Annotated in this window: 16 protein-coding genes; all 16 read right to left on the reverse strand. The window is 71.4% G+C overall.

Annotated features, from left to right (window positions below; all coding sequences use genetic code 11):
* Positions 1 to 97 precede the first annotated feature (97 nt).
* Positions 98 to 493: a hypothetical protein gene (locus Van01_RS29210; protein WP_204014399.1), complete on the reverse strand. Its 396-nt coding sequence runs from the start codon at positions 491 to 493 to the stop codon at positions 98 to 100.
* Positions 490 to 1,155 carry a hypothetical protein gene (locus tag Van01_RS29215; protein WP_204014403.1) on the reverse strand — a complete coding sequence of 222 codons (666 nt, stop codon included), beginning with the start codon at positions 1,153 to 1,155 and terminating at the stop codon, positions 490 to 492. Before Van01_RS29215 ends, Van01_RS29210 begins: the two co-directional genes overlap by 4 nt.
* Positions 1,155 to 1,574 carry a hypothetical protein gene (locus tag Van01_RS29220; protein ID WP_204014406.1) on the reverse strand — a complete coding sequence of 140 codons (420 nt, stop codon included), beginning with the start codon at positions 1,572 to 1,574 and terminating at the stop codon, positions 1,155 to 1,157. Before Van01_RS29220 ends, Van01_RS29215 begins: the two co-directional genes overlap by 1 nt.
* 25 nt (positions 1,575 to 1,599) lie before the next feature.
* The gene (locus tag Van01_RS29225) at positions 1,600 to 1,929 is read right to left on the reverse strand and encodes a hypothetical protein (RefSeq protein ID WP_204014409.1); all 330 of its coding nucleotides are present in this window, start codon (positions 1,927 to 1,929) and stop codon (positions 1,600 to 1,602) included.
* Positions 1,926 to 2,390 (reverse strand): hypothetical protein, encoded by a 465-nt coding sequence (locus tag Van01_RS29230; protein WP_204014412.1) that lies wholly within the window; start codon positions 2,388 to 2,390, stop codon positions 1,926 to 1,928. Before Van01_RS29230 ends, Van01_RS29225 begins: the two co-directional genes overlap by 4 nt.
* A gap of 91 nt (positions 2,391 to 2,481) precedes the next feature.
* The gene (locus tag Van01_RS29235; protein WP_204014415.1) at positions 2,482 to 3,102 is read right to left on the reverse strand and encodes a hypothetical protein; all 621 of its coding nucleotides are present in this window, start codon (positions 3,100 to 3,102) and stop codon (positions 2,482 to 2,484) included.
* A gap of 1 nt (position 3,103) precedes the next feature.
* On the reverse strand, positions 3,104 to 4,090 hold the full coding sequence (locus tag Van01_RS29240) for a DUF932 domain-containing protein (protein ID WP_204014418.1): 987 nt from the start codon (positions 4,088 to 4,090) through the stop codon (positions 3,104 to 3,106).
* 174 nt (positions 4,091 to 4,264) lie between these two features.
* Positions 4,265 to 4,825 (reverse strand): hypothetical protein, encoded by a 561-nt coding sequence (locus Van01_RS33340; RefSeq protein ID WP_239099374.1) that lies wholly within the window; start codon positions 4,823 to 4,825, stop codon positions 4,265 to 4,267.
* Positions 4,822 to 5,454, reverse strand: coding sequence for a hypothetical protein (locus Van01_RS29250; RefSeq protein ID WP_204014421.1), 633 nt, complete (start codon positions 5,452 to 5,454; stop codon positions 4,822 to 4,824). The genes Van01_RS33340 and Van01_RS29250 overlap by 4 nt, the downstream gene beginning before the upstream one ends.
* An 81-nt stretch (positions 5,455 to 5,535) precedes the next feature.
* Positions 5,536 to 6,759 carry a hypothetical protein gene (locus tag Van01_RS29255; protein WP_204014424.1) on the reverse strand — a complete coding sequence of 408 codons (1,224 nt, stop codon included), beginning with the start codon at positions 6,757 to 6,759 and terminating at the stop codon, positions 5,536 to 5,538.
* A gap of 429 nt (positions 6,760 to 7,188) precedes the next feature.
* A complete protein-coding gene (locus Van01_RS29260) occupies positions 7,189 to 8,241 on the reverse strand; it encodes a M23 family metallopeptidase (RefSeq protein ID WP_204014427.1) in 1,053 nt (350 codons plus the stop codon).
* A complete protein-coding gene (locus Van01_RS29265; RefSeq protein ID WP_204014430.1) occupies positions 8,229 to 9,044 on the reverse strand; it encodes a replication-relaxation family protein in 816 nt (271 codons plus the stop codon). Before Van01_RS29265 ends, Van01_RS29260 begins: the two co-directional genes overlap by 13 nt.
* Positions 9,045 to 9,106: 62 nt before the next feature.
* Complete coding sequence (locus Van01_RS29270) at positions 9,107 to 10,705, reverse strand: type IV secretory system conjugative DNA transfer family protein (RefSeq protein WP_204014432.1); 1,599 nt, start codon at positions 10,703 to 10,705, stop codon at positions 9,107 to 9,109.
* Complete coding sequence (locus Van01_RS29275; RefSeq protein WP_204014434.1) at positions 10,702 to 11,967, reverse strand: hypothetical protein; 1,266 nt, start codon at positions 11,965 to 11,967, stop codon at positions 10,702 to 10,704. Before Van01_RS29275 ends, Van01_RS29270 begins: the two co-directional genes overlap by 4 nt.
* A gap of 110 nt (positions 11,968 to 12,077) precedes the next feature.
* The gene (locus Van01_RS29280) at positions 12,078 to 13,871 is read right to left on the reverse strand and encodes a VirB4 family type IV secretion system protein (protein ID WP_204014436.1); all 1,794 of its coding nucleotides are present in this window, start codon (positions 13,869 to 13,871) and stop codon (positions 12,078 to 12,080) included.
* A partial coding sequence (locus Van01_RS29285) for a PrgI family protein (protein WP_239099375.1) occupies positions 13,868 to 14,747 on the reverse strand: 880 nt, incomplete at its 5' end. The genes Van01_RS29285 and Van01_RS29280, both read right to left, overlap by 4 nt.

Below are 14,747 nucleotides of genomic sequence, written 5' to 3' on the forward strand. Positions count from 1 at the left end.
CGGTCGTGTGGTCCGCAGGTTGGCCTGCAGCGGGGCGAGGTGGCCGGTCGGGATTCCACGCACCCTCGGGTGTGCCGCCGGCCACCGACCCGCCTCGTTACGACGGCGGACGCAGCACCCGCCACGCCGCCTTCGCCATCAGGTGTATCGGTAGTGCGGCGAGTTTCGCCTGAGTAGCGGGTTTGATCGCGTCATAGACGGTCAGGATCGCGGCGGCGGTGGTCGCGTCCACCACCACCCCGTCGATCTTGCGGAAGTTGCCGCCCTTCGCCTCCCGCAACAGCTCGATGACGCGGGAGTCGCCAGCGGTCGCATCGTCAGGAAGCGCCTCGATCTCGGCCAGCGATTCGCAGTCCGGGCAGGTGACGAGGTGCGGGTCCTCGGTGACGCGGCTCAACGGCACGTCGGCTGCGCCACACACCGGCCCTATCCGGCGGCGGCCCTTCGCGTGCGTGAGGGCGGGCCACCCGTGCCGCCCCGTGGTGTCGGTCATGGTGCCTCCCCGGTCGGGTAGGTCCAGATGCCGAGCGGGTGGCCCGGCGCGATCCGGCCTCGGCCGGGGGCGAGGGTGTCGAACACGTCGGAGTACCGTTCGTGGAGTTGGCCCCGGGTGCGCATGAGGTGTTTGCCTCGGGTGAGCTTTGCGGGCAAGGCGTCGGCCACCCGGCCGATCAGCCCATACAGGTCACGGGCCTCGATAAGGTCGCCGCAGCCCTGGCACGCGGACCATCGTTCGCCCCATGCTTGGGTGAAGGCGTGCTCGGTGTCGGTGCGGCGTACCCGCGCCGCGTGGTGCCGAGACTGGTAGTCGCCAACCGCGACCACTCGGGCGGTGACTCGGCGGGCGTCGGTGACCTGGTTCGCGCACCGGTAGATCCAGGCGGCGTCGGGTGCGGTGCAGAAGTCGCACTCGACGATCGGGTCAGGGATCTCGGAGATGGGTGCGGGCTCGGGGCGGTGGTCGCTGCGCTGGCCGCGCTGCTCGGCCGCGTGCAGGTACTCGACGACCATGCCGAGGTTGTTGTAGCGGATGTTGAGCGCTCGGCGGCAGCGGCGGCAGTAGAGCGACTCCGGGACCGGCGCCCTGCTCACGTCGAGCGCTGCCGCCTCGGGGAGTCGGGCGGATTCCTCGGGGTGCGGGGAGTTCGATGGCATTACTGGTCGCCTCCGTCCTGGTGGCGGGTGAGCTGCGGCCGGGTGGGGTTGGCGGGGTCGAGGGTCAGTCCGAGGCGCAGGCTCGCGAGGTCGATCAGCCGCCGCAGCAGGCTCGCGGTTCCGGTGCTGAGGTCGGCGTCGTAGTCGTGGGCGATGCGGCAGGCGTCGCGTACCGCCTCGGCCGCTGTGGTGAGTGCGGCCTCCAGGGCGGCGCGGTCGTCGGCCCGGGTTGCTCGCCTGACGTTCTCGGCCGGGTAGGTGCGCTCGTCGCCGGTGGGGAATCGGAGGGTGTAGCGGCGGGCGTGGGTGGTGTGCGGGGTGGAATAGCGGATATCGGTGATGGTGCCGAGGCGGTACTCGACCAGGTCGGTCGGCGTGATCACCCGGGCGTTGTCGCCGTACTCCAGAGACCGGTACATCGGGACTCCGTTCAAGGGGTGAGGGCTAGCTGGTGGGATGGTCGACTTCGCCGCCATTGACCTCGAACGCGATGAGACGGTCATCGGTCTCGGTGGTGTCGGCGTGCAGGTATAGGTCGTCGGCGCGGCGTTTCAGTCCGATGGAGACCCCGTGCAGATCGAGCACTACGTAGGCGGTGCGGTCCCCGGGCTCGCCGGGGTAGACGCGCAGGTTGAGCCGGCCGATCACCTCGGCGCACACGGGGTCGACCGAGCAGAGCAGAGCCAACGCTCCCGCGAGTTGCGGGCCGCTGAGGGTGCGTTGCCCGTCGCTGAAGCCGTCGGTGTTCTCCGACGTGGCCGTCCCGGTCGTCATGCCGGCCTCCCCTCGTCGGTGGCGTGCTCGTCGGCCGGTGGGGTGGGTGGGAAGGCGGGGAGGATGCTGGCGAGGGTGCTGCCATCCGGGTCGTCGGTGAGGGCGGCACAGGCGATGAGCGCGACTCCGGCAGCGGCGGCTTGGGCCGGGGTGTACCGGACCCGTACGGCGCGGGTGCCGTCGAGGGTGGTGGCGCGGACCTCGACGCGGCTCGCCTGCCAGGTGGCGACGGGCAGCCGCTCGTCCGGCGTCGCGTTGACGGTGCCGCGCAGCACCTCGCCGAGCGCGGCGCGCAGGTGTTCGCGGCGGCGGGCGGCGGTGGCTTCCCACCTCGACGCCGCTTTCTCGTGGGCAGCGCGGGTGTCACCGGTGGCGACCGCCGCGCGGGCGTGGAAACGTTCGGCATTGCCGGTGGCGTGAGCAAACTCGGCGGCAAGGTCGAACAATCGGTCTGGATTCATACGGGTGCTCCGTAGCGAGTCGAGGGGATGTCGCCTGCGGGTGCCGCGCGGTCCGGGTGGGACCGTGGCCGCGCGGCACACCGGGCGACGGTCAGGAATGGGCGACCGGCGGGTCGGCGGCCCAGTCCGGGGTGGCCTGTCGAACGGCGGACCCGGTAGCGAACGGGGGTGCGGCCTTTAAGTGCGGCAGGCCGGGGTCGAGCTTCTGACCGATGCGGTCGAGCACGAGCGCCCCGTTGGCGGTCATGTGCGCGCCCACGGCGAGGGCCTGCGCGCCGGTGAGCAGCACGACGAGGCGGCGGGCCGAGGTGTCGTGCACGTGCAGCTCGACGTGGCCGTTGGTCAGCGGCCGGACCGGCATGAACCGCTCGACCTGCGCCGCGCCGGGCAGTCCCGCGCGGATCGCCTTGACCAGTTCCCGCCAACGCTCGTCAACGAGTGCGTCGAACCGGGCGGCGCGTTCGATCAGAGTGGCGTGTTCCGCGTGGCTGGTGGAGTGTCCGGCCAACGCGCGGGCGACCTCAGCCCGCGCAAACTGGGCGCACACATCGTTGACCAGCGCGATCACGGCCGAGTCGGTAGGCACCGAGGCGGGTGGTGGCGCGACGACCGGCTCGGTACGGACTTTCGCCGTGCCGGTGGCGTGGTGCGCCCCGGTGACGGGGCCGGGCTTGTTCCTCTTCTTCCGGCGTCGGAACCATGGCCAGCGCATCTCAGACCGCCAGCAGCTCGAACGCGCGGGCCTTGAGGTCCGCACCGGCACCGGTCAGCGCCCGCGAGGCGCGGGCGAGGTCGGTCTTGGCGGGGGCGAAGTGGTCGACGTACTCGGTGATGGCCTGGTATCCGGCCCACCGGGTGCCCTTGATTGCCTTCTGGGTGTCCGCGTCTCGGATCAAGTATCGCAACGTGTTCGTGCGCTGCTTCGCGTTGTTCTTCGCCGTGTCGGAGGCGTCGTCGGCGAGGGGCCATACCTGGGCGACGATCTTCTCGAACTCGCCCATGGTCAACGACTCGTTGATCATTTTCTCGGCTTCGGTCTCGAAGGCGTCGAACGCCTTCCACATCAGGCCGAGGGCCTGCCGCGCCTCGGAAATCTTGCTGGTCACGTTCGAGGTGTGCCGGAACGTGTACGAGCTACGCGACCGCTGGTAGGCGAGGGCCTGGGTGTTCGCGCACACGATCCGTACCGGGGTCGCGTCGAGGCGAAGCGCGGCGGTGCCGTCGTGGCTGGTGGTGGCAGCGAGGTACAGGTCCATGTCGTCCACCCCGGCAATACGCATCGCGATGGGCAGCTTCATGGTGACGAACACCGAGCGGCCCTTACGCATGGAGCCGGCGGTCTCGAAGTGCGCGCCGGAGGCGTCGACCAGGAGGTTGAGGGTCTCGGCGACCTGCTCGTTCTGGACCACGCTGTAGTCCTCGCCGACCACGCCGAGGTACTCGGTCTCGCCGGTGGCCGGGTTGGTGCGCACGGTCATGTACTTGTCGGGGCAGTCGACCTTCGTCACCCCGCGCTCGGTGACCTCGATGCCCTGAAGGGCGATCTTGCGGACCTCCCAGCCGCCGAGCCACGCCTTGCTCATGACCTCCTGCGCGGTCATGCACGAGTCGGCGACGGTGCCGAGCTGATGCCAGGCGGTCAGCCGCGCGGAGGCGAAGGCCGTCTGACCGTTCGCGAGTGTTTCGAGTTCGTGTGCCACGGTGGCACCCCTTCCAGTCGTGTGGTGTTTGGTTGGCCGGCACAGTCAGGGGATTCCAAGCCCTGACCGTGCCGCCACAAACAATGTTTCCTACCTCTATCCGCCGATCAAGACGATCGGTTCGAGTCGATCAAGGTTTCTGCGGCGAATCTGACGCCCATCGCGCGGCGTGGCCTACCGGGTGTCGGTGGCCGGTCGTAGCCGCCCGTCCGGGCCGTACACGTACGTCCGGACGGTTTTGAACGGGGCCGGTAGGTACACGGTGAACCCGTGTTCGGGGATGAACCGGGTCCGGTAGGTGCGGGTGATGCCCAACAGGTACCGGTCGGGTTTGTCGCCGTGCGACCCCGGCGGGATGATGCCCGCCCCGGGCCGGTCTGCGCGGGCGCGGCGGTGCCGATCGAGCGCGATGTGTGGGCACAGCGACAGTGCGGCGGTCATGCACTCCGGGTGCCCCGGCGGGTCCGCGTAACGCATCAACTCGGCCGCGCGGGGTCCGCCGAGGAACGCCACCCAGTAGCCCATGGGCTCACCGCACAGCGAGCACCTTCGTTCGACAGCGAGGCGGGTGGAGACGGTGGTGTTGATCGTGGTGAAGTCCACGTGCGACCCGCCGCCGGGGTTGGGGTGGAGGTTGACCGGCGGGATGGGTAGGCCGCGCCGCGCGTCGTGGGGACGCGCGGCCAGCGAGGGCGGGATGTCGGGCCGGTCGGCGGTGGCCGATGGGCCGGTCACGGGGCACCGGCCGCGCGGGTGGACCGGGCATCGGTCACGGTGACGTGCGGTAGCTGTGACCGCAGTACGGCGCGTGCCTGTTCCCATTGCGCCTCGGTCAGGGGCAGGGTGACCGGTTCGAGGTTCGCGGCGGTCATGGTCACGGCCATGATGTCGGCCTCGTCCGCCGAGTCGAACACGGCCACCATGTCACCCCCGGCAACCATGTAGACGCGGGGGTCATCGGCGGACCGGGGCACCGGGGCGGTACGGCGGTGTTCGGCCAGCCATCGGCCGACCACCTCGGCCGGGTCGCCGGTCAGGGTGCCGGTGTCGTAGCCCTCGCCATCGAGCCACGCGAGATGATCGGCGACGGTCCAGTCAGGATGGATGAGCCACGATTGCCGTACGGCCTGCCACATGGTCAGGCGTGCCGGAGCGCCAATCGGGTCCGCCGGTTGCGAGCCGTTCGGGCCGGGCACCGGGCACAGCGGGGTGCCGTCGAGGTGGGACGCGGCCGGACGTGAGGCGAACCCGTCGAGGGGCCAGCGGCGCGGCGGTACGGGCCGGGCCGGTTCGGCGCATTCGGGGCAGCGCAGCGACCCCGGCGCGGCCGTTGGGCCGTGGGGGTGATTGTTTGGGGTGGTCATGGCCTGTTCCTTCCGTATTTGTGGGTGGGCGTGCGGGTGCCGGGGCCGGGCATGGGTGCCCGGCCCCGGCGGGGCGGTGGGTCAGGCCGGGACCGGCGCGGCGGTGGTCTCGTCGGTGTCGGCCTCGTCGGTGCTGGTCTGGTCACCGGTGGGCGGGGTGGTGTCGGCCTGCGGCGGGGTCATGAACGCGCGGACCTCGGCGGTCGGGGCGGGCGGGTTGTCCGCGAGGGCGTAGGTTTCCGGGGCCTCACGGGTCAGGATCAGCACCCCGAACCCGGTCAGCTTGTCCATGCCGTTGCGGACCGCACCGGGGCTCCGTCCGCCGATCTCACGGGCGACGGTGCCGGGGGTGACGTCGTGGCCGGGGCCGAGGTCACGCATGAACGCCTCGACCCGGTTGCGCAACTCGTTCTTGCCCAACTTGGCCGACCCGTCGCTGTTGATCTCACCCGTGGTGCGACCGGTGCCGTTGGTACGGCGGGCCGAGGGACGGCGGATCTTGCGGGTGTGACCGCACGTCGGGCACGTGCTGTGCGTCGGGGCGTTGGCCGGGTCCACGGTGGCGAGGTCACCGTCGCCGATCACCCACAGTTCGTCACCGTCCTCGGTGACCGGCAGGCGACGGGCGGCACCGGCAACCTCCATCGCGGCGAGGATCGTGTCACCCATCGCCACCGACAGGCCGCTCTCCCCGATCGCCGCGTCGGCGGTGATCCCGTCCGGGTGCCCACCCAATACCCCCGCCATGATCAACACTTTGAGGTCGGGCTGACGCGGGCCGACCGGCGCACCGGACACCGGGGCCTCGGGCAGGGGTGCCTCGTCAGCCGCGTCCGGCGTCGCGTCCGTGCCGGCCTCGTCGTCGGCCGTGACCGCCGCCGGGTCGGTCGGCGGGGTGTCCTCGGCCGTCGGCTCGTCGGCGGTGGCCGGGCCGTCGTTGTCGGCGGTGGGCTCGTCGGCCGGGTCCGGGGTCGCGTCCGTGCCGGCCTCGTCGTCGGCGGTGCCCGTTGCCGGGTCGGTGGCCGGGGTGTCGCCGGTGGGCGTCGGCTCGTCGTCGGCGTTCGGGTCGGCGGTGGTGGTCTGCCAGGTGTCGGCGCTCTTGCGGTTGCCCTTGGCCGGGTCGGGGGTGCGGGTGGCGGTCCCGGCGGTTTCCATGGCGGTGAGCGCCTCGGTGACGACCGGTAGCGGCAGGTTCGCCGTTCCGGCCAACTTGCGGGCGGTCACGCCGGGGTGGTCGCGCAGCGCCTCGGCGACGGCGGACCGGGCCTCGTCGGTGCCGGGGGTGAGAACGATGTTTGCGGTCATGGCAATACACCTCCACATAAGGGGTTCACGAATAGCGATTCCGCGTACGCGTGATGCGCATTGTTTGCGGTTCCGCCGGGGCGGTTTTTGTTGCCCACGTCCATGGACCCTCTGCACACGACGATTGTCAACCCCGTTGCGCAAGACTCTTTACGGGAACCGCCCCGCACCGCTTCCGTTCTCGATTCTGGAACCGCTACCGCCGCCCGAAATGCCATTTGACAGCCCCATGTCCGACGCTGCGGCACGTTCGGCGCGGCTCCCTGGTGCTGCATAGGGTGGGCGGCGCGGTGGCCGCTCACGCCGTCTTGCGGGGTTGCGGTTTCCGGTTGGAAACGACTACGCCGCGCGCCCGGCGGACCGGACGCGCGGCGCTCACCGCAACCCGTTCGGGCCTTCTTGAATTGTGCGGAGAATCACTTCACGAATCTACAGGGCCACGCCCTTTTGGCGCATGAAAGGAACGGGGTCGACGGCATTGTTCTCGGTGGCGGGATAGCCTTCGTGGATCTCGTAGTGCAAATGTGGACCGGACGAGTTCCCGGAACTGCCGACGTGGCCGATAGGCTGCCCCGCTATCACGGTCTGCCCTACTCGGACAATCGGCTGTCGCACCATGTGGCAGTACCGCGAAACGACGTCGCCCGCGTGGCGGATCTCCGTATACCAGCCGCACCCGCCGAGGCCGGGGTAGCCGTCACTGTCGCACGCCATCGGGCCGCCGGTGGGGTCCCACGAGTTGCCCCCGATGTTGCACCGGACGCGCACCACGACGCCACCAGACGCGGCACGGATGACGGTGCCTTTCGGGGCTATGATGTCGACCCCGTCGTGGCCGGGCCGGTCGCTGGTGCGGAAGCCGGAGCCTGCCGTGCCCGCCACCGGGCGGGTCCACCCGGAGGCACTGATCGGCGCACCGTCGCACACGGGCAGCGTTCCGCCGGTGTACGCGGCGACGATCTCTGTTGCTCGTGTCTCGTGTTTGGCGTAGGCGTCCGGGTACGCCGACCGTTGCACCTTCTGTGCCGCCTGGGTGAGCGGTAGCCGTTCCCACCCAGGGACGGTGACGAGACGCTCGTAGAACTTCCCGGCGGCGTACTCGGGGTTCATGATCTGTTCCGGGGTACCCCAACCTTGCGACGGTCGCTGTTGGAACAACCCCAACGAGTCATGATCGTTGTTCGGGCCGAGGTCACCGTGGTTGATCAACGAGGATTCCTGAAGAGCGGTCGCCACGGCGATCACCCACCCGCGCACGGGTACCCGCATCCGCTCACCCACGGTCACGATCATCGAGGCGTTGCGGGCCTGTTCAACTGACAACCCCGCCGGGGCCGCACCCGGCGCGGTGACCGCCCCGACGCAGCTACCCCCGCCACCCCCGCCCCCGAACACCGACGAGACGACTCCGGCGGTAGCGGAGGTGAGCAGCAACAGCGCCACGGCGGCACCGACCCCGACCCACACGGCTACCCGTCCCACGACGCGCCGCCCCCGGTCGGCGAAGGCAGATCGGCCAGACGCACCCGGTCGGGATGCCCCACGATGCGCCACACCGGCCCCGCCGGGCCGCCGGTCGTGGCGGCGTGGTCGGTGGCGGCGGTGGCGACGGTCACCCCGTCCGGTACCCCGGTCTGCCGGAGGTGGGTGTGCAGGTTGGTCTCACGGGCGGTGGTGGGTAGCCAGAACAGCACCGGGTATGCGCGGCGGGGCGGTAGTGCGGCGTAGCCGGTCAGCTTGCCCACCACCCGGGAAAGGGTTTCGGTGCCGAGGTCGGCCTCGACCCAGAACGGCACCGTTCGGCCGTTGTCGGCCCACACGCCGTGTCCGTCCGGGCGGACCAGGTTGCCGCACGCCTCCCGGCAGCGTGCCTCGTTCCACCACCGCACCAACCGCGCCCCGGGGTACGTGCGGGCGTGCGCGGTGAGCGCGACGAAGAACCCGTTCACCGTGAGCAGGTGGGAGAGGGTTGGGGACATGGCGAGTCGGGCGGTGGCGTCGCGCACGGCGGCGGGACGGGGCAGCGTCTCGCCTCGTCCGGCCGCGATGAGCGCCGCGCCGACCGGGCCGAGGGTCCACCTCCACGCTTGCGACCCGGGCCGTTGGTAGTGACGGAACCGGTCGAGGATGTCTCGATCATGCAGGGTGTTGAGGCGGTTGCGGGCACGACCGACCGACCCGAAGGCCAGGTCGACGAGCTGGTCGGTGGTGAAGGTTCGGTGCTGGTCGAGCAGGTCGAGCAGGAACCGGTCTCGGGGGGTGAGTCGGCCGAGTTCGGCGGCCACGACGGACGCCGTCAGGCGGAGACTGCCGGTGGCAGATGTGCGGGTAGGAGGGATATCTCTTATCAGTCGGTTCCGGTCCACGAGTCCTCCTCACCGCCGTCCACGTGCGCGTATGACGTGTTCAAGGGGGTGTGTTCACCCGGTGGTTCGTGGTCGTTGCGTTCCTCGTTGGATCGCTCGTTAGACCTCTCGTTTGAACCCTCGCCCTGAACAGCGAAGGTGTTGCGACCCACCAGTTCCATCGCCGTGTCCTCGGCGGGTGCCGAGGGTTCGGCCTTGGGGGCGGCGGTGGCGGTCTCGCCGAGCAACCGGTGACGTTCCTTCATGGCGAGGCCGGTGTGGCTACGGGCAGCGTGGCGCAGCTCGCCGGCTCGGCCTGGCACGGCCGGTGGCGGAGGTTCGGTGTCGGCGGTGACCGGTGGCACGACCCGCCCGCCCGCGACCGGCCGGAGGACGACCTCGTAGCCGCCGAGGCGGATCAGGTCCCCGTCATCGAGATACGGCCGCAGGTGCCGGGCCTGGTCGATGGCGTCGCGGGGCGCGAGGGCGAAGTACACCTTGTTGCGGGCGTTGGCGTCGATCGCCTCCACCATGTCCCCCGATAGTTGGCCGAGGTACTGGTGGGCGAGGACGAACGAGGTGTGCAAGCCGCGGGCCTCGGCGAGGGCGTCATCGATGCCGATGGGCAGGTGCAGGAAGTTGTGGCACTCGTCCAACACGATCATCGCGTCAGGACGCTCGTCCTCGGGGATGCGGGCGCGGGCGGTGGTGGCCTGCCATAGGCCGGCGAGGAGCAGGGAACCGACGAGGCGGGTGCCGTCCTCGCCGATGACGCCCTTGGGTAGCCGGGCGAGCATGATGCCGCCGTCGAGGATGTCGGCGAAGGAGAACGTGGTGGCCGGCACCCCGAAGAGCGACGCCGCCATGGGGTGCGCCAGGACGAGGCGGAGCCGGGACAGCAGCGGGGCGATCAGGCCGGATCGCTGCGTGGCGGGCAGCTCGTTGAAGCCTTCCCAGAACTCGCCGAGGGTGTTGCCCTCCCAGGCGTTCAGCTTGCTGGTGGCGGCGTTGACCCGTGCGGTCCTCCATTTCGAGTCGGACAGCAGCCGCGGTAGCTGGGCGAGGGTGGCGCCTTCGACGTGGGCGAGGGTGAGCAGGCCGTGGTAGCAGATGTCGGCGGTGCGGTGCCCCCACCAGCGTGACCACACCTTCGCCATCACCGCCGTGAGGTTCGCGGCCACGTCGTGCCCGCTGCCGCCGTGCACGGCCGGGTCGAGCAGGTTGATCGCCGGTGGCGCGGCCCGCTCGTCCGGGTCGATCAGGACCAGCCGGTCACCGCAGGACTTGGGCAGCCGGGCCAGGAGGTCTCGGATGAGGTCGCCCTTGGCCGGGTCGAACGCGGCCACCCCGCGCCCGGCTTCGACGTCGTCGAGGATCATCCGCATCAGCAGCGTCGTTTTGCCCGTGCCGGTCGGTCCGAGTGCGTGAACGTGGTACCGGCAGTCGGCCAGGGAGATTCCGACTCGCATCGCGGGGCCGGCGTTGGCGACGCCGATGACTTTGCCGCCCAGGCCCTGCCGGTCCTCGACCGGCACCAGGTTCAATCGGCGCCCGTCCGGGCGAGGGGTAGGAGCCTCGGCGTTGGGGTTGGTCTTGTTCATGGGGTGCTCCACATGGTTGGCGGGTCGTCGGCGTTGGGCGCGGCTTGCTCTGCCGGGCGAGGGTGTGTGTCCCGCTCGGTGGCCCGGAAGATGTCGCGGGTCGCGGCCCGGCGGCGTGACGCCGCACCGGGCAGGCCGTAGGCGGCCGGCTCGGCGGGCAACCCGGCCAGGGCGGCGGCTTCCGCCACGGACACCAGGCTCATCCGCGCCTCGGGCACCCACCGGTCGGCCGCCGCAAGCGCGCCGAAACGGAGTCGGCGGCGGGTGAAATGGGCCGACAGCAGTCCGAAGCCGGAGCTGACATCAGCAGCGGCAGCGCGGGCGGCGGGCTTGGTGGGGCCGGCGGCGATGGTGTGCACGGCGACGAGCAGGTGCGGGGCGTCGGCGTACTTCGCCCGCGCCTGCCGGGCCAGCTCGGCGGTGTACGGGTCGGTCAGACGGGTGTGCCGCTTCGGGCTCGACGGGCCGGGGGTGACGATGTCCAGGACACCGATGATCAGCGCTCGTAGCCCGTCGGCGAGCAGCCCGGCAGCGCGGGCAGTTCCTCGGGGGCGGCGGCCACGTTGCGGGTTGATCATCGCGCGACGGAGCAGCCGTAGGCGATGGGTGGGTGCTCGGCCGAGGTGAACTTGCAGGATCGCGCCGCCGGTGCGCCCGGCCGAGGCCAGCCCGCCGTAGACCCCCCGGAGCCGGTCCTCTTCCGGGGCGCCCGCGTCCATGCCTCGGCGGTGGGTTGGCGTGGTGTCTTCGACCAGGGGCAGCCATTCCGGCTGGGTGGGCCACACCGCGAGGGCGGCCACAGCCCCGGTCGTCGGGACGGCCGGTGGGCGGGTCTGTTCGGCACGTGCACCGGGCCAACCGCGTTGCAGCAGCCGCACCACGGCGGTCGGGTTGACCCCGGGCGGTAGCCACAGGCCGCACCGCATCCCGTGCGGGTCGGCGGCGACCTCCCAGACGAGCCGGGCCGGGCGCAGCGCCCACCGGCGCGGCGCGGGCAACACCGTGGCCAGCAGCCGCCACAGACCGATCGTCGCGGCCGGAGTAGCGGTGACCGGCGGGGTGATCTGCAGCCACCGCGCTCCGGCGGCGTGCCGCCGCCAGATGCGCCGCCGCCACCGCACCCACCCGACCCACACGGCGACGAGCGCCACCAGGGCGGCGAGGAGCAACGGCCACCGGTCGCGGACCAGCGGCCACACGACGTTGGCGGCGTCGTCGCCCCAGGAACCACACAGCAGCTCGCCCACCACCGAGCTGGGCACGCCTCCCTGGCCGGGCACGCACCCGGCGGGGGTCGCAGGAGACGGCGGCGGGGACGGGGACAACGTGACAACCATCGGGAACCCCGATCGGTGGTGGGAAGGAGGCCCGGTCAGCGGCGGCGGGCGGGCCGACCGGTGACCGGGCCAGTGACGACCAACTCGTGCTCGGTCGCGGAGGCATGACTGTGGAAGGCCACCCGCGCCGACCCGGCCGCGAGCAGGGCGTCTCCGCGCTGGCAGGACAGCAGGAACGCCCGCTCGCCGTCGGTGAGCCCGAACGCCTCGGCCACCGCGTCGATCGCCTGCGGCGCCTGCCGAAGCAACACCTGCGTGGCCGCATTGGAGACGACAGCGCGGCCGGTCTTGGTCGAGAGCACATCAGCCGCGTCCTGTGTCACGACGGTCAAGCCGACGCCGTACTTGCGGGCGGACTTGGCCAGGGTCTCCAGGAACACACCGCCGCGCCCGCCGGACAGCAGCTTCCACGCCTCGTCCACCAGCACCATCCGCAGCACCTCCGGCCGAGCGCCGGAGGCTGTGGCTCGGCGTACGGTGCGCCAGATGGTGTCCAGGGTGAGCAGCGTCCCGACCGGGTGAAGTTGCTCGGGCAGGTCCTTGATGGCGAAGACCACGAGGTGCCCCTGCGCGAGCGTGGTGGTCGGTCCGTCGAACAGGCCCTTCATGCTGCCGGCGACGTAGGGGTGCAGGCGGGCGGCGACTCGGCGGCCGGCGTCGTCGGTGTCCTCCAGCGCGGCCATCACATCATCGAGGAGTGGGGCGGGTCGTCTCCAGGTGCGTGGGTCGGTGGTGATGCCCTTGGCCCGGTATGCCGCCAGCACGGCGACGTCGAGGGAGCGGGCCTGGTCGCCGGGCAGTGGGGCGGTGACGGCGGTATCGCCGCTGCCCATCACGGTCACGAGCGTGTGCAGGAACCGTGCCCGGTCGTTGAGGGCGTCGTCATTGTCCGGCGGCAGGTCGAGAGGGTTGATCTTCACCCCTGGCGCGCCGAGGCGGATGGTGGTGCCGCCGACCGCGTCGGCCAGCCGCAGGTATTCGTCCTCGGGGTCGATGACGAACGCCTGCACCCCGAGGCACAGGTTGCGTAGCAGATCGAGTTTGGCCAGGTACGACTTGCCTTCACCGGAGCGGGCGAGGATGACGGCGTTGTAGTTGGACTGCGCCCACCGATCCCACACGACCACGCCGGCCGAGTGCAGGTTCAACCCGAACAGCACACCCACGCCGCTGTCTGCGGCGGTGTCAGGCAGATCAGGACTGGTGAAGGGAAACGCGGCGGCGAGGGCGTCGGTGTCGAAGACCCGCTTCATCTCGAGCGCGTCGAATGCGAGGGGTAGGCCGCTGATCCAGCCCTGCAACTGCCGCCAGGTCACCGGCGCGGTGTCCAGCAGCAGCGAGGAGGCCAAAGAACGGACCTCGGCCACCCGATCGGTGAGGTCGTCGGGGCTGGTGCCGTGGACGGTCAGGTACAGGCCGAGGCGGAACAGCCGGGCCTCGCCTCGGGCGACCCGGGTGGCCAGCTCGGCGGCATCTGCCGCGGCGGCGTCGAGTTCCGGATCGTCGAGGCGGCCCTTGGCCGCGTCCTGCCGACGGGAGGACTCGAACCGGCCGCGCTGCTTACGCAGCCGCTCGGAGGCCACCGCCGGCGGGACCGGCTCAATGTGGAAGGCGGCGTCGACCAGGCCCGGATAGGACAACAGCGGCTCGGCCCACCCCGGGCCGACCTCGGCCGGGTAGCCGACGACAGCCAGGGTGGCGCTGTAGCCGTCCCCGACCCGCACGAACCGGCCGTCGACCTCGACGGCATCTGGAGAACCGGGCAGGATCGCCGCCCCCTCCGGCACAGCGGGCCGCCGCTTCGGCAGCAGCGCGCAGAACAGACTCACAGGTCGTCACCTCGGTCAGATGTGTCGTAGGGCGTGAGGGCCGGGGCGGTGGGGTCGAGGCTGGCCGCGAGCCGCACCGCCGCGTCCGTCCCTCCGAGCAGCCGGGCGGGAACCTCGCAGCCGGCGAGGGCACGCACCGCCTCGGCCGCTGTGTGGGCGGTGTGGTGCGCCCCGCGTCGGCTGCGCATCGCGACGGTGACCTGCCGTTGCAGCAGTTCCCGCCGCGCGGCCAGGTCATCGAGGAACGTCACGTGCGCGCGGGCGGCCTCTTCCAACGCCGGGTGCGGCAGCCCCGGGGCGGCGGCGAGGAACCGGTCGGCCAGGTAGGTCAGGTCAACCCGCTGCGCCCGCACCACGATCTGCGCCGGACCGTCGAGGCTGTGCAACCAGCGCGCGAACCCGGCCACCAGGCCGTTCTGCTCGGCGGGTGTCCGCAGGCCGAAGGCCACCGTCGAGGCGGCGACCAGGCCCGTCGTGCCATCCGAACCGAGGTCGATCAGACCCTCCGCCGTGATGCCCTTCGCGGGCAGTCGCAGCGGTGCGGGCAGCGGCAGCCGATCACCCGGCCCGGCGGCGGTCTGCACCCACGCCGGACCCGGGACGACCGGCCCATCGGCCGGCACGAGCCGACGCGGACTGCGGCGATGCCGCAACGCCGCGAGGACCCAGGCATCGAGACTGAGGCCGTCACGGCGGCCGACCGCGAGCAGGAACGCCCCAGCCGCAATCGGCATCGCCCCCGCGAGGAACACCACCGGATGCACGAGCGTGGCCACCGCCGTCCACGCCGCGTACAGCAGCAGACCCGTGACGGTCAGGATCACCAACTGCCGTCCCGACATGCCGAACGCGAGCCTGTCCGCCCGCTCGATGTCT

Origin of the sequence: Micromonospora andamanensis, from assembly GCF_016863495.1 — a bacterium.
Classification (GTDB): Bacteria; Actinomycetota; Actinomycetes; order Mycobacteriales; family Micromonosporaceae; genus Micromonospora; species Micromonospora andamanensis.